The organism is Kitasatospora sp. NPDC038210, assembly GCF_055600605.1.
Genome location: NZ_JBVJYK010000010.1, coordinates 79,852 through 100,067, shown reverse-complemented (window position 1 = coordinate 100,067; position 20,216 = coordinate 79,852). Strand labels below are relative to the sequence as shown.

Genomic DNA, 20,216 nt, shown 5'->3' with positions numbered 1-20,216 from the left:
TGCCCTGCTGTTGCCGGCCGGTGTCGAGCAGGGGACCGATCCTGCCAGGGCCGCGAGGTGGTCCCTCCCGTGGGGGCCGGTCGCTCGCGGCGGGCCGGTGGTCAGGCGCTGCTGCGGGCTTGTGCGTCGTGTCCGGCTGTTGGCTGGGTGCTACACGAACGCAGTCGCGGCGGCGTGGTCGGGTCGGTGGGTGATACTTCGGTGGGCGTTACTGGTGTTGGTGGGGAAGTTGCTCTTCGAAGTCGCAGGCGGCGGTGGCCCGGTAGCCGGCTGTTCGTACGGTCGTGAGGACGCGGGCGACGGCATGGGCCAGGGCGGGCATGGGGCCGTCCGCGTCGATTTTCAGGGGCCAGCCGATGAAGTCCGTCGCCAATGCGACGTCGGGGTTGGGCCGTACCTCGAAGTCCACGCCCGCCCGCGCGACGCAGTACCCGCTCGGCGCGGCCTCCAGCGCCGCGGCGACGAGGTCGGTCACCGTCCGCCGGCTCGCGCCGGCAACGTAGATCGCGCAGTAGTCGCTCCCGCCGGCGTCCGTCGCCGCCTCGCCGGAGCCCTCAGCGGGGGCGTCGATGAGGTGAAGCCGGCCGCAGTCCTCGACCCGGTTCCCGACCGGCAGCCCCGCCCAGCACTCCTCTGCCCCCACCGCGTGCGAGGTGTGCCGATCGGCTTCCCTAAGGCAAGCGGACTCGGCCAGCTGCCCCTCGTCCAGGCCATGAGCCGCGACCGGGATGTCGCCGTTCCAAGCCGAGAACGTGGCCAGGTAGGCGCGGCGCTCCGCCTGCACGGCCGCCAGTGCCCGCTGCGCATTGATCAGGTCGTCGGTGTACGCGAAGGTCCTTTGCTGCCGTGTCGGCAGTTCCGGCTCGGGTATGGCGGGAGAGGTCATGACGGCACGCTACCGACCGCTGCGCGTCCGTCGCGCACGGCTGTCCGGTCTGGAGGCTACGCGGGCTTGCGCCCCGGCTCGCCCGTCCTGGAGCCGTTGCTGGCCGTCGTCGACCGCTCCACCATGGCCCCGGCCGACGTCGCCGCGAAGTTCCCCCGGTACCGCGAGCCGTTCCGCACGAAGGTGAGGAGCACCGACCCGGTTCGCGCCGGCCAGGAGCCGGCCGCCCGGACGGTGCACTGCTGGCGCCGTACCTGGCCCTCTTCGTCATCGTCGTTACCGTGCCCGCACCCTGGGCCTACGCCGCCGGCGCCCTCCTCCTGACCGCCTCCGCGGACCGCGCCCCGGCGGACGGTGCCTCAGCGGACAGCGCCTCAGCGGGCGCCGGTGCGCTCCGGCTGCTTCACGCCCGGTGCCGCTGCGGCCTCGACCCGGCGGCGCGGGCGGCCGGCCAGCGCGTTGATCGCCGCCACGGCCAGGCCCAGTCCGAGCGCGATCAGCCAGGCGCGCCGCTGGTCGAGGTGCGGGCCGGCTGCGACCGAGGCCAGCACGGCCACGCCCAGGGTGCTGCCGAGCTGGCGGGAGGTGCTGGCGAGCGCGGAGGCCACGCCCGCCTGCTGCGCCGGCAGACCGGTCACCGCGGTGTCGGTGATCGGCGGGTTGATCAGGCCGAAGCCGAGCCCGAGCACGAGGTACCCGGCCGCGTACGGCAGGTAGCCGTCGCCCCCGGCCGCCAGGGCGAGCAGTCCGGCGCCCAGCGCCAGCAGCAGGCCGGAGCCCACCAGCAGCCGGCGCGCCCCGACCACGAGGAGGAGTCGGCCGCTCAGCGGCGACACCACGGCGATCATCAGCGTCGCCGGGAGCAACGCCAGTCCCGTCTCCAGCGCGGAGGCGTGCCGCTGCTGCTGCCAGTACACGCTGGACACGAACAGGAAGCCGGCGAGGATCGCGAACGCCAGCACCGCGCTGACCGTGGCGGCGGTGAAGGTCGGGCGGCGCAGCAGTGCGAGCGGGAACACCGGGTGCGCGCGCTCCTTCTCGACGGCCACGAACGCCACTCCGCCGCCCACCGCCAGTGCCCCGCACACCAGCGGGGTGACACCGCCGAAGCCGGCGTGGGCGCCGTGGATGAGCAGCTCGGTGACGCCGAACACGGCGACCGCGCCCAGGGCCAGCCCGACCGGGTCGAACGGACGGGGCGCACCGCCCCTGGTCTCCGGTACGCGCACCGACGCGGCCAACGCGAGCACCACCACCGGCAGGTTGACCAGGAAGATCCACCGCCAGCCCAGCGCGTCGATGAGCGAGCCGCCGACCAGCGGGCCGACCGCGGCGGCCAGCCCGAAGATGGCCGCCCAGAAGCCGATCGCCCGGGCCCGGCGCACCGGGTCCTCGATCGCCGTGGTCAGGGTGGACAGCGCGTTGGGGCCCAGCAGCGCGGCCCCGCAGCCCTGCAGGACACGGACGGCGATCAGCTGGTCGGGGCTGCCGGCGAGTGCGCAGCCCAGCGAGCCCACGCCGAAGACGAGCAGTCCGGCGCGGAACATGGTGCGCCGCCCGAGGCGGTCGCCGAGGGCCCCGGCGAGGAGCAGCAGCACCGCGAGGGTCAGCGTGTAGGCGTCCACGATCCAGGCCAACTGCGAGGGCGCGGCCCTGAGTTCGGAGCGAAGGGTGGGTAGCGCGACGTTCACCGCGGTGGAGTCGAGGCTGGTGATGAACAGTGAGGCGCCGCAGACGACGGTCAGGCCGGTCGGGCCGAGGACCCGGTGTTCGCGCGGCGGCCGGTGGACGTGTCGGGGCACGGCGGACGGCATGGGGGACCCCTTCCGGGTCGAGGCGGGAAATGGCGACGGGCAGGGCGCGCCCCGGCGCGGGGCCGGTCGGGCGGGGCTGCGGTCGCTCTTCCTCGAACCTAGGCGGCCTGCGGATTTGCAGCAATCGGCAAAATGGCAACTGATACTTTCACCTGGTGCAACTGTCCTCGGTCGACCTCAACCTGCTGGTGGTCCTCGACGCCCTCCTGCAGGAGAGCTCCGTCACCCGCGCCGCGGACCGGCTCAGCCTCTCCGTCCCGGCCACCAGCCGCGCCCTCGGCCGGCTGCGCCGCGCCTTCCAGGACCCGCTGCTGGTGCGCTCCGGCCGCGGGCTGCGGCCCACCGCCGCCGCCGTGGACCTCCGACCGCGCCTGAGGCTCTGGCTCGAACAGGCCGAGGAGATCCTCGACCGTCAGGCCCGCCCGCTCGACCGGAGCCTGACGGTCGTCGCGCCGCAGGACCTGATCGTCACCAGGAGCGCCGACCTGCTCGCCCGCCTCGCCGCGGCCGCCCCCGCCGCCGAACTGCGCCTGCTGGCCTCCGACGGGGGGCGGGACGGCGCCGAAGCCGTCCGGGACGGCACCGCCGACCTCGCCGTCGTGGTCAACGCCGCCAAGTACCCGGACCTGCGCTCGCTCGGCCTGGTGCGGGCCGGACTCACCGCCGCCGTCCGGGCGGACCACGGGCTGACCCGGGGCGAGGTGACCGCCGAGCGCTTCGCCGCCGCCGGGCACGTCCTGGTCTCCCGCAGCGGGCGGCCGGAGGAGGCGCTCGACCGGGAGCTGCGCGAGGCCGGCGTGCCCCGTACCGTCCGCTGCGTCGTTCCCGGCTACCTCGCCGCGCTGCAGCTGGTCGGCCGGACGGACCTGGTCACCGTCGCCCCCGCCGTGCTGGTCCGCGAGCTGGGCGCGGGCCTCGGCGTCGTGCCGGTCGACGTCCCCGCCCGGCTGCGGCCGCTGCGGGTCACCCTCCTGTGGCACCCGCGCCGGGACCACGACCCGCTGGTGCGACTGCTGCGGGAGAGCCTGGGCGCGCTGGCCGCGGAGCTCACGGGGGCGGGCGACGAGCCGCCGCACTGAGAGCCCGGACCGGGCGGCCGGACGGGCGGCCGGCCTGTGCGGCCGCGTCGAACTGCCGCACGGATCCGCCGCGTCGAACTGCGGCCCGGAGCCGCCGCTTCGAACTGCCGGTCGGGCCGGAGTGCGGAGGCGAAGGCGCCGGGTGCGGGACCGTACCGGTGGCCCGTCGGGACGGATACCGTCACCGGGTGACCACGACGAGCAACTCCACGTCGCCGGAGGCCGGTTCCGTCCGGCCGCCACTGGTGACCCGGGCCCTGCTGCTGCGCTTCGTCTCGCTGTTCGGGTCCTCCGTCGGCTTCAACCTGCTGCTCTCCGCCGTCCCGCTGTACGCCCAGGAGTCCGGCGGCGGCGACCACGCGGCCGGCCTGGCCACCGGTGCGCTGATGCTGGCCACCGTCGTGGGCGAGCTGGCCACGCCCGCGCTGACCGCCCGGTTCGGCTACCGCCCGGTGCTGGCCGCCGGGTTGGTGCTGCTGGGCGCGCCCGCGCTGGTGCTGGCCGCGACCGGTTCGATGGCGGCGGTGGTGGTGGTCTGCCTGCTGCGCGGGATCGGCTTCGCGACCGCGTTGGTGGCGGGCGGGGCGCTGACGGCCGCGCTGATCCCGGCCGAACGGCGCGGGGAGGGGCTCGCGCTGGTCGGGGTGGTCTCCGGAGTGCCGTCCGTGGTCGGCCTGCCGATCGGCGTCTGGCTGGGCCAACACGTCGGCTGGGACTGGGTGTTCGCGATCGGGGCGGTGGCTCCGCTGGCCGCCGTCGCCTCCGTCCCCGCCCTCCCGGACCGCAGGGCCGCGGCCGGTCCGGCGGTGGGACTGCGGGAGGGGCTGCGCAGTGCCGCGCTGCTGAGACCGGCGACGGTGTTCGGCGCCACGGCGCTGGCGGCGGGAGTCATCGTCACGTTCCTGCCGCTCGCCGTGCCGTCCGGCGGGGCCGTCGCGGTCGCGCTGCTGGTCCAGCCCGGGGCGGCGACGCTCGCCCGCTGGCTGGCCGGGCGGTACGGGGACCGGCGCGGCTCGGCCGGGCTGGTGCTGCCCGCCCTGCTCACCGCGGCGGCCGGGATGCTGCTGCTGGCCTGGACGGACAGCGCGGTGGCGGTCGTCGCGGGGGCGGCGGTGTTCGGTGCCGGCTTCGGCGCCGCGCAGAACGCGACGCTGGCGCTGATGTACACCCGGGTGCCGCCGTCCGGGTACGGCACCGTGACCGCGCTGTGGAACGTCGCCTACGACGGGGCGATGGGCGTCGGCGCGGTCGCCTTCGGGGCGGTCGCGGGCGGGACGGGCTATCCGTGGGCGTTCGCCCTCACGGCGGCGGTGATGCTCGCGGCGCTCGCCCCGGCCCGGTGGGACCGGGGGAGCGCCGCGCCGGAGTGAGGGTCGCGCTGGACTCCGGTCCGTGCGGGGTGGGGTCCGTGCCGCGGCGGGCGCGGACCCCCTGCCGGACGTGACCGCCCCGTCAGACCCGGAAGACGGCCGCGTGCTCGGCGGAGAACTCGGCGAAGGAGCGGGCCGGGCGCCCGGTCAGTTTCTCCACGTCCGGGCTGACCGTCGAGGCCTGCCCGGACGCGTACAGCCCGTACAGCTCGACCATGCCCTCGGCCCGCCACGGGTCCCAGCCGGCGCCGAGCATCCCGGCCAGGGCCTGCTCCGGCGCGAGCGCGGTGTAGGCCACCTCGCGGCCCGCGACCGCGCCCAGCTGCTCGGCCAACTCGCCGTGGGTGAGCCCGGCCGGGCCGGTCAGGGTGTAGACCGCTCCCTCGTGGCCGTCGGTCGCCAGCACCTCGACGGCCGCCGCGGCGACGTCGCGGGCGTCCACGTACGACACCGCGCCCGTGCCGCCCGGCACGGCCAGCGCGCCGGACCTCACCGACCCGGCCATGCCCAGGAAGTTCTGGTAGAAGCCGTTCGGCGCGAGGACCGTCCACGGCAGGCCGGAGGCCCGCAGGTGGTCGAGGCCGCTGACGTGCGAGCCCACGAAGCGCACGCCCTCCGGGCGGTGCTCGACGCCCGCCGCCGCGTGCAGCACGATCCGCGGGCGGCGCCCGCTGCGCACCGCGGCGTCGATCACGTTCCGCTCGTGCCAGGCCATCTCGGGGTGCACGGCCACCAGCAGGTAGACCACGTCGGCGCCGGCCAGGGCCGCGTCCAGCGACTCCGGGTCCGCGAAGTCGGCGGCCACCCGCTCGACCGCGTCGTCCCATCCGGCCGGCCCCGACGAGCCGGCACGCACCACGGCCCGCACCGTCGCACCGCGCTCCCGCAGCCCCACGACGACCTCGGACCCGACCGTACCGGTGGCACCCGTCACGACGATCACGGACGGCACTCCTCCCCGTTGTGGACCCGGACCTGATTCCGCGTCAGGCCGATGATCGCAGCCGGGTGGTGCGGGATCAAGGCCGGGGCCGGGCGCCGCGGCCCGCGGGCGTCGCACCGCCGACGGTGCGTACCGACACGCACGGGCCGGGCCGTTGCTCGACTTGCCGCAGGGCGGGCGCTTGGATGGTCCCGCCCTGGTCAAGCGGACGGACCCTTCCGGGTCGCGCCCGGCCCGCGGCCCGAAACACCCCCGGCAAGCCGAGGAGTCACCACCGTGCACGACACCCCCGACCCCGCCGTCGTGGCCCGCCGGATCGCCGAACGGCGGGAGCAGCTGGGCCTCGGCGAGGAGGAGCTGGCACGCCGGGCGGCGATGGCGCCCCGCTACCTGCGGCACCTCCTCGAAGCCGGGCCCGGCTTCGACCCGGGGGGCTTCGTCCGGATCGCCGCCGCCCTCGGCAGCAGCACCGACGAGCTGCTGTCGGGCCGCGCCGACGCCCCGCCCGGACACGGCGGCCCCGGGCCGCGGCCGCAGCTGGAGAACCTCACCGAGGCCGAGTGCTGGGAGCTCGTCGGCACCCACGGCATCGGCCGGATCGGCCTGCCGGTCGAGCCGGGGCCGGTGGTGCTGCCCGTCAACTACGTGGTCGACCGGGCCTCCTTCGCCTACCGGACCGGTGCGCGCCACGCCACCGCGCCGGAGGAGGGGGCCGCGGTCTCCTTCCAGGTCGACCACATCGACGAGTACCTCGGCCGCGGCTGGAGCGTGCTCGCCCTGGGCCCGGCCCACTACGTGGACGACCCGGGGGAGCTGGAACACCTGGACGGCCTGGTCGGAGCGGCACCGTGGGCGGGCGGCGACCGCCGGCTCTGGGTCCGGATCCGCCCCGAGGAGGTCACCGGCCGACGGCTGGTCACGGGCTGAGGCGGCCGTCGCCGCGGGCTGTCGCCCCCGGCACCGGCAGCGGTGACCGGCTGCGGCATCATGGCGAGGTCAGCGGAGTCGGCCCCGGGGGGGGGAGTGCGGTCGTGCAGTTCGTCGTCCACCAGGACCCGGCCGGTCGCGCCGCGTCCCACCACCTCGCGCGCGCCGACCTGGCCCCCTTCGGACTGGACGGGCGGGTCGAGCAGCTGTGGCTCCGGGCCCTGAACGACGGGAGCCACCAGGTCGCCTGCATACCCTTCGCGGCCTACGGGATCGCCCTGGGCGACATCGTGCTGCTCGACGACGAGGACTACGTCAGCGAGGTCGTCGGGACGGCCTGGCACCGGACGCTGCGGTTGGTGTTCGTCCCCGGCCTGCCGGCCGAGGAGCTCCGAGTGGCCGCCGAGGCGATCAGGGCCGAGAGCGGCGCTGCCGGACTGCTGAGCGAGTGGGAGGGCGACCGCCTCGTCGCCGTCGACGTCCCGCCCGACGTCGAGCCCGCCGGGCTGCTCGCCGTCATGGGGGCGCTGGTCGAGGCCGGACACGCCCGCTGGGAGTGGGCCGACGCGATGCCGTTCGCCGCCCGCTCCTGACGCCTCCCCGGTGAGCCGCGCCGCGCGTCGCCACGTGCGCGGTGCGCGGTGCGTGGTGCGCAGTGCGCGGCGCTCGACAAGCGATGCGCGACGGACGAGGCCGGGCGAGGCGGGGCCCGTCAGCCGCGGTCGAGCAGCTCGCGGACGCGGTCGGCGACGAGCGCGGGCTGCTCGGCCTGGATGAAGTGCCCGGAGTCCACGCGCTCGTAGCGTCCGTCGGGCAGGGCCTCGGTCCAGCGGCGCTGGTGTTCCTGGAGGGCCGGGTGGTTGCGTTCGCCGCCCCGCCGGGGTCGGTCGGCGGAGAGCAGGACGGTCGGGCAGGCCGGGGGCACCGGGGGCCGGGCCCGCAGGCGGGGGACGGCGGCGGCCACCGCACGGAACTCGCGGCGGGTCTGGGCGATGCCGGCCGGGACGAAGTCCTCGGCGAGCATGGTGGCGTAGGTCTCGGGCGGAAAGACCCGGCGGACCTCGCCGCCGGCCAGGCGGGCGACCGCCCGGAACCGGATCAGGGGCCCGACGACCGCGAGCGTGCGGCTGGCGCCGCGGCTGGCCAACCGCCCGGCGCCCGACCGGGATCCGTACCTGATCAGCCCGATCGTCTTCCCGGCCGCGGGATCCGCCGGAGCGTCCGCTGACGGTCCGTGAGCCCGACCGCCGGTCCCGGGGCCGGCCGCCGCTGCGCGGCCCGTGGACGCGCGCGCCGATGACTGGTATCCAGGCCACTGGGCAGCCGGACGGAGCCGGCGCCGCGCCGGGACGTACCACCAGGAGAGCAGGGGCGATGCGCAGAGTTCTGATCGTCGGTGCCGGGCAGGCCGGACTCCAACTGGCCCTGGGGCTGCAGGCCCACGGCTACGACGTGACGGTGCTGACGGACCGCAGCGCGGAGGAGGTGCGCGCCGGACGGGTGCTGTCCACCCAGTGCATGTTCGACTCCGCGCTGCGCACCGAGCGCGCCCTCGGCCTCGACCTGTGGGCCGACGAGGCGCCCCGGATCGAGGGCGTCGGGGTGTCGGTGGCCATGCCGGACGGGCCGCGGGTGATCGACTGGGTGGGGCGGCTGGACGCCTACGCGCAGTCCGTCGACCAGCGGCTGAAGATGTCGACCTGGCTGGAGGCCTTCGCCGGGCGCGGCGGCCGGGTGGAGCTGCGCACGGTGACCGCCGCCGACCTGCAGCACCTGGCCGGCTCGTACGACCTGGTGCTGGTCGCCTCCGGCAAGGGCGTGCTGGGCTCGCTGTTCGAGCGTGACCACGCGCACTCGCCGCACGAGCGGCCGCAGCGCGCGCTGGCCGCCGCCTACGTGCACGGGCTCGCGCCGCGCCCCGAGCACGACTTCCCCGCGGTGCGCTGCAACGTGGTGCCCGGCATCGGCGAGTTCTTCGTGATGCCCGCCCTGACCATGTCGGGGCCGTGCGACATCCTGCTCTGGGAGGCCATGCCGGGCGGACCGGCGGACGCCTTCGACGGGCTCCGCGACCCGGCCGAACACCTCAGGGTGACACTGGAGTTGATGAGGACCTTCACGCCTTGGGAGTACGACCGGGCCCGCGCCGGTGTCGAACTCACCGACTCCGGCGCCACCCTGGCCGGGCGCTTCGCCCCGGTGGTCCGCCGCCCGGTCGGCGAACTGCCGGGCGGCGCCGCGGTGCTGGGTGTGGCGGACGTCGTGGTCACCAACGACCCGGTCACCGGGCAGGGGGCCAACAATGCCGCCAAGTGCGCGGCGGTCTACCTGGAGGCGATCCTCGCCCACGGCGACAAGCCCTTCGACCGCGACTTCCAGCAGGCCGCCTTCGACGGCTTCTGGGAGATCGCGGGCCCGGTCACCACCTGGTCCAACGCGATGCTCGCCCCGCCGCCCCCGCACGTCCTCGACCTGCTCGTCGCCGCCGGCGAGCACCAGGCGGTGGCGGACCGCTTCGCCAACAACTTCAACGACCCGGCGGACGTGGCGCGGTGGTACCTCGACCCGGACCGGGCCGCCGCGTACCTGGCCTCGGTCACGACCGGAAGCTGAAAGGTCAAGAGCTTCCCAAATCGGGTGCGATCGCGCGTCGATCATGGTGGGTTCGTGTCGCCCCCTCGCCGAGGGGGACATTCGGCTCGGAACACGAGCAGTACGGACATCCGGACAACAGGAGACAGCGGTGGCGGTCGACGGGGGCAACATGGCCCAGGTTGTGATCGATACGGCGTACAACGAGCGCAAGCGGCTGCACACCGGCCGCAGTCGGACCACCACCATGATCGTGCTGGGCGTCCTGGCCGGGATCGGCCTGTTCCTGGCGCTGGTCGTCGGCAAGTCCGACCCGGACTCCGCGCCGACCTGCGACGGCCACACCATGACCCGGAACAGCGAGTGCCGGATCTGGTCCAACCACGGCGGCGGGGGCACCTATTCGTACGACGAGATGATCGACCGTCGGGAGTCCTCCAACGGCGTGTGGCGGGTCATCGGCTTCGGCGGCGCCGGCCTCGCCGTCGTCCTGATGGCGGTCGCCTACACCAAGCTCGACCCGAACCGCCCCTGGGGCAAGCCGGTCAGCGCGGCCTGCCCGCGCTGCCGGGAGCTCAACCTGCGGGAGAAGCTCACCGTCCACAGCGTCACCAAGGGCCGCACCACCCACCGCTACAGCGGCATCGTCACCCTCTGCACCCCCGCCTGCGGCTTCTCCACGATCCGCCAGCGCTGACCTGTCCGCCTGCTCGGCGCCCGGGCCCGGCCCTCGGGTCCCTGTACCCGGGCCCCGCCTCCGGTCCCTTGCTCCCGGGCCCCGGCGTTCCGGTCCCCGCCCTCCGGGTCGGGACCGGAACGGGCCGTCCGGCTCCCACCCACTACGCTCGGTCCGGATCGAACGGACGATTGGGTGAAGCGAGTGAGCAGGTGGGAGCGGGCGCTGGACGCGGCCGGCGTGCACGACCCCGGGCTGCGGGCCGACTACGGCCGACAGCGCCGGCAGGTCGCCCGGTACAAGCGGGAGGTCACCCTGGCCGCGGGGCTGCTGCTCCCGGACCGCACCGTCCCGCACGTGATCGCGGCCGCCGCCTTCATGCACCGCACCGACACCCTGCTCGACAGCGGCCCGCTCGCCGAGCGCCGGGCGGCGTCCGCCCGCTGGCAGCGGGAGGTCACCGGGAGCCTCGACGCCGACCGCACCGACGACCCCGAGCTGCGCCCGCTGCTGAACAGCGTCGCCGTGCACCCGGCCCTGCGCGGACACGTCCTGGACTTCCTGGCCGCGGCGGAGACGGACCTCGACTTCACCGGGTTCGCCACCGAGGAGGAGTACCAGGCGTACGTGGACGGGTACTCGCTGCCCGGCTTCATGGTCGTCGCCGGACTGCTCGGCCCGGACGGCGACCAGGCCGCCTACCGCGCCGCCTGCCGCACCTACATCGACGCCGCCCAACGGCTGGACTTCGTCAACGACCTCGCCGAGGACCTGGCGGAGGGCCGGCTGACCGTCCCCGAGGAGACCCTGCGCCGGCACGGCGTCACCCGGGCCGACCTGGAACGGGCCCGCGACCTGCCGGCCGTCCGGACGCTGCTCGGCGAGCTGCTCGACCGGGCCGACCGCGCCCTCGCCGAGGGCGTCGCCGTCGTCGCACTGGTGCCGGCCGCCCACCGGCCGATGGTCCGCTGCCTCCTCGGGGTGGACGGGCTCGTCAGTGCCGCCGCCCGTGCCGACCTGGGCGCGCTGCTGCGCCGCTCCGCGAGCCCGGCCAAGGGGGCCGCGCTGCGCCTGCTGGGCCGTGAGTACTTCCGGGCCCGCCGGCTGCGCGGCTGAGGAGTCCGCCGGCTGCGCGGCTGCGCGGCCGGGCGGTCCGCCTGCGCCGCCGCTGACGAATCGTCAGAGTCCGTGCCGGGTGCGTGAGTCGGCTCCGTTGGGTGGTCCGGCCCGGGATGCCGCTTCGGTGGGGCCGTCGCCGTGAAGTCCGCAGCCGACCTGCGGACTATACCTCAGTCGACACATCTTGAACGCACGAGCCCCAGGCGTCACTCCAGGGCGCAGTAGGCGCCCGGCCTGTGTCGAGACTTCGCCGAAGTCCCTGCCTGCACTCCGTCATCGTCACTGATAGTCGCGAGGCTGGCGCATTGCGTGTTCATGGCACCCCCTTCAGGTGATGGATGCGTTCAGGAAGATAACGAAAAGGCCCCGCCTTCTCTGGCCTTGGATTTACTTCTTGACTCCATCTGGCACATGCGGGTTGACTCCCTCCCACTCCGCCGCACCGTCGCGGCGACGTCAGGGAGGCACCCCCACATGAACGCAACGATGCGTCGCGCCGTCATCGCCACCGCAGCCGTCTCGATGGCCCTGTCCATGGCCGCCTGCGGCAAGGCCGGCAGCGACAAGAAGGACTCCGCCGCGAGCGGCGACAACAAGTCCATCGGCCTGCTGCTGCCCGAGAACGCGTCCTCGACCCGCTACGAGTCCTTCGACCGCCCGTTCATCGAGGCCAAGGTCAAGGCGCTGTGCGCGGACTGCAAGGTGCTCTACAACAACGCCGAGGGCAGCGCCGCCAAGCAGAAGCAGCAGTTCGACACCCTGATCGCCCAGGGCGTGAAGGTCATCGTCCTGGACGCCTTCGACGCCACCTCCACCCAGTCCTGGGTCAAGGAGGCCGCCGCCAAGGGCGTGAAGGTCGTCGCCTACGACCGCCTGGCCACCGGCCCGGTCGCCGCCTACGCCTCCTTCGACAACGAGAAGGTCGGCGAGCTGCAGGGCCAGGCCCTGGTCGACGCGCTCGGCGCGCAGGCCGCCGACGCCAACGTCGTCATGATCAACGGTGACGACGCGGACCCGAACGCCGGCCAGTTCAAGGCCGGTGCGCACAAGGTGCTCGACGGCAAGGTGAAGAAGGTCGTCTACGAGCAGTCCGGCGAGTGGAAGCCCACCGTCGCCGGCCAGAAGATCGGTGCCGCGATCACCCAGCTCGGCAAGGACGGCTTCCAGGCCGTCTACTCCGCCAACGACGGCATGGCGGGCGCCATCATCACCCAGCTCCAGGGCGCGGGCATCAAGGTCCCGGTCGGCGGCCAGGACGCCGGCCTCGACGCCATCCAGCGGATCGTCAACGGCGACCAGGCCTACACCATCTACAAGGCCTACAAGCCGCTCGCCGACACCGCCGCCGAGCTGGCCGTCGACCTCCTGCAGGGCAAGGACGTCAAGTCCGTGGCCACCGCCAGCGTCGACAGCGCCACCGACAAGGGCATCCCGGCCAAGCTGCTCGACCCGAAGGTCGTCACCAAGGCCAACATCAACGACACCGTCATCGCCGACGGCCTGTACAAGGCCGCCGACATCTGCACCGCGGACTACGCCGCCGCCTGCGCCACCGCCGGCCTGAAGTAGCACCGCCCGGGCGGAGCTCCCCGCCTCCCCGGGGAGCACCGCCCGCAGCGCGCGGCAGGCCCCGGCCCGCCCCGACAGCCCCTTTTCGACGTTCACCCGCCCGCTCCGCACGGCGCGCGGGCCACACCGGCCGCCGACCCACCATCACGGCGTGCGCGGGAAGAAGGAGATGGTTCACGTGACAGGCGCACCCGTACTGGCGTTGCGCGGGGTCTCCAAGCGCTTCGGCGCCGTCCAGGCACTGACCGACGTGCACCTGGAGGTACACGCCGGCGAGGTGGTGGCCCTGGTGGGCGACAACGGCGCCGGAAAGTCCACGCTGGTGAAGACCATCGCCGGCGTCCACCCCATCGACGAGGGGACGATCGAGTGGGAGGGCCAGGCGGTCTCCATCGGCCGCCCGCACGACGCCCAGGCCCTCGGCGTCGCGACCGTCTACCAGGACCTCGCGCTGTGCGACAACCTCGACGTGGTCGGCAACCTCTTCCTCGGCCGTGAGCTGAAGCGGTTCGGCACGCTCGACGAGGTCGCCATGGAGAAGCGCGCCCGCGAACTCCTCGACACGCTCTCCATCCGCATCCCGAGCGTGCGCATCCCCATCGCCGCCCTCTCCGGCGGCCAGCGCCAGGTGGTCGCCATCGCCCGCGCCCTGGTCGGCGACCCCAAGATCGTCATCCTGGACGAGCCCACCGCCGCCCTCGGCGTCGAGCAGACCGCCCAGGTCCTCGACCTCGTCGAGCGCCTGCGCGACCGCGGCCTCGGCGTCATCCTGATCAGCCACAACATGGCCGACGTCAAGGCCGTCGCCGACACCGTCGCCGTCCTGCGCCTGGGCCGCAACAACGGCGTCTTCGAGGTGGCGAACACCTCGCACGAGGAGATCATCTCCGCCATCACCGGCGCCACCGAGAACGCCGTCACCCGCCGCCAGGCACGACTCGCGGAGGAAGCGAAGTGACCACCGAGCAGACCACCCCCGACACCCCCGCACCGGCCGCCCCCGCGGTCGACCCCCGGCTGCTCGTCCGCGAGGCCGGTTTGGCCGGCTACGTCGCCGAGTTCAAGCAGAAGATGAAGAACGGCGACCTCGGCTCCGTGCCCGTCGTCCTCGGCCTGATCCTCATCGGCGTCATCTTCCAGAGCGTCACCGGCGACTTCCTCAACGCCGACAACCTCACCAACATCACCAAGTGGATCGCCGGCCCCGGCCTGATCGCCGTCGGCATCGTCTTCGTGCTCCTCCTCGGCGAGATCGACCTCTCGCTCGGCTCCGTCGCCGGCGTCTCCGCCGCGATAGCCGCCGTCCTGTCCGTGCGCTCCGGCTACAACGAGTGGCTCGCCTGCCTCATCGCCATCGCCGCCGCCGTCGCGATCGGCGCCCTGCACGGCTTCTTCTTCGCCAAGATCGGCGTCCCGGCGTTCGTCGTCACCCTCGCCGGCCTGCTCGCCTGGAGCGGCCTGCAGCAGTACGTCCTGGGCGACAAGGGCACCGTCAACGTCGTCAACGACGGCGTCCTCGCCAACCTGGACACCTACTTCCTCGGCGACGGCGACATCGCCTACACCTGGGGCCTCGCCGTCCTCGGTGTCGCGCTCTTCGGCGCCGGGCAGGTCATGGACGCCCGCCGCCGCAGCGCGGCCGGCCTCGCCGCCCGCCCGATGAGCGAGATCGCGCTGCGCACCGGCGTCCTCGCGGTCATCGCGCTGACCGCCGCCTACATGCTCAACCAGGACCGCGGCCTGCCGCTGCCCCTGCTCGTCTTCCTCGGCGTCGTCGTCATCACCGACTTCGTCCTGCGCCGCACGAGCTACGGCCGGCAGATCTTCGCGGTCGGCGGTGGCGTGGAGGCCGCCCGCCGCGCGGGCATCAACGTCGCCTGGGTCCGGATCTCGGTCTTCATGATCTCGGCCGGCATGGCGGCCCTCGGCGGTCTGTTCATCGCCTCGCAGCAGGGTTCCGCGGACAAGATCCTCGGCGGCGGCAACGTCCTGATGAACTCCATCGCGGCGGCCGTCATCGGCGGCACCAGCCTGTTCGGCGGACGCGGCAAGACCTGGTCGGCCCTGCTCGGCATCCTGGTCATCCAGTCGATCATCACCGGGCTCGACCTGGTCCACGTCAACCAGGCCATCCAGTACATGATCACCGGCGCCGTCCTGCTCGCCGCCGTCGTCCTGGACTCGGTGTCCCGACGCACCCGCAAGACCGCCGCGCGCTGACCCGCCGTCACGCGCTGCCCGGGCCGGCCCGGTACCCGAAGGATGGGTACCGGGCCGGCCCGTGCCGTGTGCGTGAGCGCGGGCGCATACGGTGTCCACAAACGGAACGGCCCTTTGTCGTAGGAGAGTTGCCGGCTCTGTCCGAGCCATGGGGCGGCCCTGGGCGGGTGGCTGGCATGAGGCCCCCAGTCAGAGGTCCCACCCCCGCCGTTCGGCCGCCCCGACGGACCACCCGGCCCGTGGGCCGGCACGGGAGCGGGCGCGGTACGGATACACGGAGCACCGTGCTGGTCCAGGCCGGTCTGCGCTACGGGGACGAGGACCTGCCCGCCCTGGCCGCCGAGGCGTCCGACACCTGCCGCACCCTCGCCCCGCCCAGGTGTACCGCTGCTGCGGCCTGGCCGGCGTCGGCTGCTTCCGCTGCGCTGAGTCGTCCCGGGGCCGGCTCGCCGGGGGCACGGGCTGAACGAGCGAAGCCTTCCCCGGGTCGGGTGTGGCAGACGACGGAGTGATCCCCGGGATCGGCATCCTGCTGGTGGCCCGATCAGCAGGCGAGTGGGTGCCACCGCACCGATCGCTCGCCCACCAGGTAAGGACAGCCCGTGAAGTCATTCGGGAAGATCAGCGCCATGTGCGCCGCCGTTGCAGCAGCCGCTCTCCTGGGCGGTACCGCCGCTCACGCCCAGGGCGACGGCGGACTGCTCGGCCTCGGTCTCCTCAACACCCCCGCCCTCACCGTCGCGTGCATCCCCGGAGGACTGGTGAGTCAAGGCAGCCCGTCCACCGGCAACCAGAACACCGGCTGCAGCCAGTCCGCTTCCGGAGCGGAAGCAACGCCGTCGTCGAGCGCCGGTGGCCTGCCGGCGCGCCAGACCGTCAGCTCGTCCGTCGCCGCCCAGCCCGGAGAGCTCGCCACCGCAAGTGCGCGGTGCCCGACGGGGACGGTGGTCACGGGCGGTGGCCTCGCGACGGATGCCGGCTCCTCCTGGGACATCAAGAGCTCCGCCGCCACCGGGACCGCCGACCCGAGCACCGGGGGCGCCTGGTCGGCGAGTGCCAAGAACACCGGCACCGCGCCCCAGGTGCTCACCGTCCATGCGGTCTGCGCGGGCCGCGCGGCCTGACCCACGGGCGCGTCACCGGTTGCGGCCCCGGGGGCCCAGCCCCGACAGCCCCTGTCGGATCCGGGCCCCCGGCGCCCCGGCACGGCGGAATCGCAGCGGAACGATCAATCAGTGGAGCGGGTGCGGATCAACCGCACCCGCTTTTCCGTGCCTGCCCCAGGACACCTTCTCGATGAGGTGTCAGGTCGTGTTCGAGGGCGAAACATCGCAGGTCGCTGGCGGATCGCTCAAGCGCCGCTGAAGAGGCGGTGGCGATGCGCCGTGGGGGCACGGACTACCGGCCAAACGCCCCGTCGGCCATGTCGGCGGCGGGTTCCCGAGGCCTAGAGTCGTCCTCGGGCGGCGCGACAGCAGGGTTCGAGTGACCCTCGACCGACGCACCCACGGGGGGCCCGGCACATCCCACAGCACCCGCTTCGCAGACCCGTCCCGGATCATCCGGCACGGCCTGCCACCTCAAGGGAGTCCGCCATGTCCGACAACGCTCTCGACCTCCAGGACCTCGACCTCAGCGAGCTGAACGTCACCGCGCTGCGCGACACCGTCGCACTGCCGGAGAACGGCGCGTCCTGGGGCTCCTGCTCCTGCCAGGGCTCGTCCTCCTGCGCCCAGCCGGAGACCATGGTCGCCCCGCTTTCCTGATGATCCATCAGTTCACGATCCGTCACAGCACTGTCCTGCAAGCCTCGTTCGAGAACCAAGGGAGACCTCATGTCCGACCGTACACAGGGCACGCTCGCGCTCGATGACATCCTCGCCCTCGACGGCCTCGACCTCGGGGAGCTGACCGTCACCTCGCTGCGCGACACCGTCGCGCTGCCCGAGACCGGCGCCTCCGGCGGCCCCAGCTCGACCTCCTGCGGATCGTCCTCCTGTGGCGCGCCGCACCCGCCGGTCCTCGACACCTTCTGAGAGCCGGCCCCAACGGACCACCCCGTACCGCCCCGTACCGCCCCGCACCACCAGCGCAACAACTTCGAACCCGGCGCGTTCGCGCGGACGCGCCGGGTTCCTGCCGTGCACCGCCCAGGCCCGTCGGAGGGAGCCGCCATGCCGAACCGAGCCCTGCCGCGTCCCGTACTCCGCCCGGTCCCCGCACCCGTGCCGGCACCGGTCGCCCACACCGCCCGCCACGCCCTGGTGCGCGCCACCGTGCTCGCCCGGCCCGCACAGTCCGCACCGTCGGCAGCCGTACGGAGCCTGCTCGCCGAACTCGGCGCCGTCGAAGCCGCGGAGGCGGCCCTGCGGACCGACCTCTGCGACGACCTGTACGACAGTCGCACCGGGCACGACGAGGAGTTCCACCGCCGGATCGTGCTCCCGCTCCGCCGCGACCTGCACAACGGACGCCCGCCCCGCGCCGCTCAGCTCGACCGGCTCGGCGACCTGCCGCAGCGCGTCCCGCGGCTCGCCGACTGGCTGGACCTGCGGCAGCGCCGCGCCCGGCTGCTCGCCGCGCTCGCCGACGCCGTCCCGCCCGCGCTCGCCGCCGAACGTGCCGCCCTCGCCGAACTCTGCCGCGCGCCCGCCTTCACCCGGGCCGTCGCCCTCACCAGCGCCGACCTGCTGCGCGCGGTCGCCAACACGGCGCGCGCGGCCGGCTCGACGGGGGAGCGGCCGGCCCGCGCCCGCAAGGAGGAAGCCGCCGTCCTGCGCCACGCGCTGCGGGCCACCACCAAGACCAGCCCGCTCACCTGGTTCACCTCGGTCGGCTGGTCCTCGGGCGACGGCCTGCCGGACGGGCACGCAGGGGACGCCACGCCGAACGCCACGCCGGACGGGCACGCAGGGGACGCCACGCCGAACGCCACGCCGGACGCGCCCACCGGAACACCGGTGCCCCCGTACGCGGTGGTCCGGGAGAACCGGACGCTGGTCGCCGCGCTCGTCCAGGCCCTGCTCGACGACCCCCGGCGCAGCCGCACCCTGCCGCACCGGATGACCGGGGCCGCCCGCGTCGCCGACGGCCGTGCCCACTACGCCCGCAGCGAGGTGGTGTTCGCGGGCGGCCGCTACCTCGTCACCCGCGAGGAGGAGGTCGAGCTGGCCGACCGGCCCGAACTGGCGCTGCTCGCCTCGCTCGCCGACACCCCGGACACCCCGGACCGCCTCGCCACCCGCCTCGCCGCCGCCCTCCGCCGCCCGGAGGACGACCCCGTCGTGCACCGCTTCGTCGGCCAGCTCCGCACCGCCCGCCTGCTGGTGCCCACCGACCCGGTCGACCCGCAGGACCCGCAGCCGCTGCGCAGCCTCGCCCACTGGCTCCGGCAGTGGCCGGAGGACACCGCGATCGTGGCCCTGGTCGACCACCTGGCGGACCGGACCGCCGAGTTGGAGGACGCGCCGGGCGAACGCCGCCCCGCGCTGCTCGCCGCGCTCGCCGACGCCTGGCACCGGGTGCTCGCCGCCGCCGGCCGGCCCGTCCCCGCCGAGGCCGCACCGCTCACCGTCCTCAGCGAGGACGTCCACGCGCCCGCGCCGCCGCAGCGCCGGCCGAGCCGGGCCGACCGCGCAGCGCTCGCCGAACTCACCGCGCTGGCCGAGCTGTTCGACCACGGCCACCTGATGCGACGGGCCGCCTGCGACCGGTTCGTCGCCCGCTACGGCGTCGGCGGGGTCTGCGGCACACCGTGGGAGTTCGCCGCCGATGCCGCCCAGGCCTGGTCCGCCATCGCCGTACCGGACGAACTGGCCGCCCTGCGGGCCGAGTTCGCGGCCGTACCGGAGGCGGACGGCGAGATCGTCCTTCCCGCCGAGCGGGTCCGGGCGCTGGCCGCCCGGTTGCCCGACTGGACCGCGGCCCGGCCGCTCAGCTACTCGTGGTTCGTCCAATCCGACCCCACCGACGGCCTGTTGTGCGTCAACCACGTCTACGGCGGCTGGGGGCGCTTCGCCAGCCGGTTCCTCGACGCCACCACACCGCGGGCCGCCGCCGACGTCACCCGGCAGATCCGCCGCGGCCTCGGCGAGGGAGCCCGCGCGGCCCAGATCCGGCCGGTCGGCGGCTTCAACGCCAACCTCCACCCCCTGCTGCTCGCCGACGAGATCGGCCCCGACCGGCGGTGGACCAACCTGGTCGAAGCCGACCTCGACCTCGTCCACGATCCCGCCTCCGACCAGCTCCGCTTCCGCCTGCGGAGCACCGGCGAACTGCTGGACGTCCTCTACCTCGGCTTCCTCGCGCCGGTCATGCTGCCCCAACGGCTCGCCCCGCTGCTCGCCGACCACCCCAACGGCGTCGTCGACTTCCGCCCGCTGCTGCCCCGCACCGCCCTCCGTGCGCCCGGCGGCACCGTCACCGGCACCCCGCGCCTGCGCCACCGCCACGTCGTCCTCGCCCGCCGCCGCTGGTACCTGCCGCCGGCCGTCCTCGACGCCCTGCGCGCCGACCTCGCCGCGGACCCCGGCACCGACGGGATCCCGGCCGGGGCCACCGCGCGCTGGCGCGCCCTGCTGGGCCTCCCCGAACAGCTGTTCCTCCACCCCGTACCGGCCGCCGCCACCACGGACACACCCGCCGACGCCTTCGTGGCCCACCTGCGGGCGCCGAAGCCCCAACCCGTCGACCTCGGCAACCCCCTGCACCTGTGCCACCTCGCCAAGTGGCTGACCCGGTACCCGAACGGGGTGGTGCTGGAGGAGGCGCTGCCCGCCATCGCCGGCGCGGCGGAGCCGACCCGGACGGTCGAGCTGGTGGCGGAGACCTACCGGCCCGGACGGGCGGGCGCCACGGGCCCCGAGGAGGGAACCCCGTGACCCGGGCGCCGTCGCACGCGTGGGCCGGCCGGCCCTCGGGCGGCCCGCGGCACGGTGCCGCGGAAGCCGGCGGCCCGCCCCCGGGTGCGAGTCCGTTCCCCAGCCCTTCCCCCGTCCCGCTCCGCACTGCCGAGGAGGCGT

General features: G+C 74.6%; 18 protein-coding genes. 14 read left to right on the top strand and 4 right to left on the bottom strand.

The features are described from left to right. Positions 1–208: 208 nt before the first annotated feature. Positions 209–886: a hypothetical protein gene (locus ACZ7KX_RS21325; protein WP_470327796.1), complete on the bottom strand. Its 678-nt coding sequence runs from the start codon at positions 884–886 to the stop codon at positions 209–211. Between the two features lie 374 nt (positions 887–1,260). After that, on the bottom strand, positions 1,261–2,700 hold the full coding sequence (locus ACZ7KX_RS21320; protein WP_470327795.1) for an MFS transporter: 1,440 nt from the start codon (positions 2,698–2,700) through the stop codon (positions 1,261–1,263). A 155-nt stretch (positions 2,701–2,855) separates the two neighbouring features. On the opposite strand from ACZ7KX_RS21320, the gene ACZ7KX_RS21315 reads away from it, so the two are divergent. Next, a complete protein-coding gene (locus ACZ7KX_RS21315; RefSeq protein WP_470327794.1) occupies positions 2,856–3,779 on the top strand; it encodes a LysR family transcriptional regulator in 924 nt (307 codons plus the stop codon). 188 nt (positions 3,780–3,967) lie between these two features. Next, positions 3,968–5,149 carry an MFS transporter gene (locus tag ACZ7KX_RS21310; protein WP_470327793.1) on the top strand — a complete coding sequence of 394 codons (1,182 nt, stop codon included), beginning with the start codon at positions 3,968–3,970 and terminating at the stop codon, positions 5,147–5,149. A gap of 82 nt (positions 5,150–5,231) precedes the next feature. On the opposite strand, the gene ACZ7KX_RS21305 is transcribed toward ACZ7KX_RS21310, so the two are convergent. Beyond that, a complete protein-coding gene (locus tag ACZ7KX_RS21305; protein ID WP_470327792.1) occupies positions 5,232–6,092 on the bottom strand; it encodes an NAD(P)H-binding protein in 861 nt (286 codons plus the stop codon). 276 nt (positions 6,093–6,368) lie between these two features. Here ACZ7KX_RS21305 and ACZ7KX_RS21300 point away from each other — a divergent pair, with 276 nt between their 5' ends. Beyond that, positions 6,369–7,019 carry a helix-turn-helix domain-containing protein gene (locus ACZ7KX_RS21300; RefSeq protein WP_470327791.1) on the top strand — a complete coding sequence of 217 codons (651 nt, stop codon included), beginning with the start codon at positions 6,369–6,371 and terminating at the stop codon, positions 7,017–7,019. A 104-nt stretch (positions 7,020–7,123) separates the two neighbouring features. After that, on the top strand, positions 7,124–7,612 hold the full coding sequence (locus ACZ7KX_RS21295) for a DUF4265 domain-containing protein (RefSeq protein WP_470327790.1): 489 nt from the start codon (positions 7,124–7,126) through the stop codon (positions 7,610–7,612). A gap of 119 nt (positions 7,613–7,731) precedes the next feature. On the opposite strand, the gene ACZ7KX_RS21290 is transcribed toward ACZ7KX_RS21295, so the two are convergent. Then, positions 7,732–8,166, bottom strand: a complete 435-nt coding sequence (locus ACZ7KX_RS21290; protein ID WP_470327789.1) for an alpha/beta fold hydrolase — start codon at positions 8,164–8,166, stop codon at positions 7,732–7,734. Positions 8,167–8,393: 227 nt separating this feature from the next. Between ACZ7KX_RS21290 and ACZ7KX_RS21285 the strand changes: the two genes are divergently transcribed. From ACZ7KX_RS21285 to ACZ7KX_RS21240, 10 genes are all read left to right on the top strand, one after another. Further along, entirely contained in the window at positions 8,394–9,632 is a 1,239-nt protein-coding gene (locus ACZ7KX_RS21285) for a styrene monooxygenase/indole monooxygenase family protein (RefSeq protein WP_470327788.1), read from the top strand. 130 nt (positions 9,633–9,762) lie between these two features. Beyond that, positions 9,763–10,308 carry a hypothetical protein gene (locus tag ACZ7KX_RS21280; protein ID WP_350523103.1) on the top strand — a complete coding sequence of 182 codons (546 nt, stop codon included), beginning with the start codon at positions 9,763–9,765 and terminating at the stop codon, positions 10,306–10,308. Between the two features lie 183 nt (positions 10,309–10,491). Beyond that, entirely contained in the window at positions 10,492–11,403 is a 912-nt protein-coding gene (locus ACZ7KX_RS21275) for a phytoene/squalene synthase family protein (protein ID WP_470327787.1), read from the top strand. Between the two features lie 477 nt (positions 11,404–11,880). Continuing rightward, positions 11,881–12,975: a sugar ABC transporter substrate-binding protein gene (locus ACZ7KX_RS21270; protein ID WP_470327786.1), complete on the top strand. Its 1,095-nt coding sequence runs from the start codon at positions 11,881–11,883 to the stop codon at positions 12,973–12,975. 169 nt (positions 12,976–13,144) lie between these two features. Then, positions 13,145–13,933: an ATP-binding cassette domain-containing protein gene (locus ACZ7KX_RS21265; protein WP_350523100.1), complete on the top strand. Its 789-nt coding sequence runs from the start codon at positions 13,145–13,147 to the stop codon at positions 13,931–13,933. Then, entirely contained in the window at positions 13,930–15,195 is a 1,266-nt protein-coding gene (locus ACZ7KX_RS21260) for a sugar ABC transporter permease (protein WP_470327785.1), read from the top strand. Before ACZ7KX_RS21265 ends, ACZ7KX_RS21260 begins: the two co-directional genes overlap by 4 nt. A 602-nt stretch (positions 15,196–15,797) precedes the next feature. Further along, a complete protein-coding gene (locus tag ACZ7KX_RS21255; protein WP_470327784.1) occupies positions 15,798–16,319 on the top strand; it encodes a hypothetical protein in 522 nt (173 codons plus the stop codon). Between the two features lie 471 nt (positions 16,320–16,790). Further along, positions 16,791–16,961 (top strand): thiazolylpeptide-type bacteriocin, encoded by a 171-nt coding sequence (locus tag ACZ7KX_RS21250; protein WP_350523097.1) that lies wholly within the window; start codon positions 16,791–16,793, stop codon positions 16,959–16,961. Between the two features lie 69 nt (positions 16,962–17,030). Continuing rightward, positions 17,031–17,231 (top strand): thiazolylpeptide-type bacteriocin, encoded by a 201-nt coding sequence (locus tag ACZ7KX_RS21245; RefSeq protein WP_350523096.1) that lies wholly within the window; start codon positions 17,031–17,033, stop codon positions 17,229–17,231. A gap of 138 nt (positions 17,232–17,369) precedes the next feature. After that, positions 17,370–20,075, top strand: a complete 2,706-nt coding sequence (locus tag ACZ7KX_RS21240; RefSeq protein WP_470327783.1) for a lantibiotic dehydratase — start codon at positions 17,370–17,372, stop codon at positions 20,073–20,075. Positions 20,076–20,216 lie beyond the last annotated feature (141 nt).

Bases quoted from the DNA above. Each gene is read 5' to 3' on its own strand.
- ACZ7KX_RS21250 (WP_350523097.1), top strand. From the start codon at position 16,791: ATGTCCGACAACGCTCTCGACCTCCAGGACCTCGACCTCAGCGAGCTG.
- ACZ7KX_RS21285 (WP_470327788.1), top strand. From the start codon at position 8,394: ATGCGCAGAGTTCTGATCGTCGGTGCCGGGCAGGCCGGACTCCAACTG.
- ACZ7KX_RS21240 (WP_470327783.1), top strand. From the start codon at position 17,370: ATGCCGAACCGAGCCCTGCCGCGTCCCGTACTCCGCCCGGTCCCCGCA.
- ACZ7KX_RS21245 (WP_350523096.1), top strand. From the start codon at position 17,031: ATGTCCGACCGTACACAGGGCACGCTCGCGCTCGATGACATCCTCGCC.
- ACZ7KX_RS21265 (WP_350523100.1), top strand. From the start codon at position 13,145: ATGGTTCACGTGACAGGCGCACCCGTACTGGCGTTGCGCGGGGTCTCC.
- ACZ7KX_RS21320 (WP_470327795.1), bottom strand. From the start codon at position 2,700: ATGCCGTCCGCCGTGCCCCGACACGTCCACCGGCCGCCGCGCGAACAC.
- ACZ7KX_RS21325 (WP_470327796.1), bottom strand. From the start codon at position 886: ATGACCTCTCCCGCCATACCCGAGCCGGAACTGCCGACACGGCAGCAA.
- ACZ7KX_RS21270 (WP_470327786.1), top strand. From the start codon at position 11,881: ATGAACGCAACGATGCGTCGCGCCGTCATCGCCACCGCAGCCGTCTCG.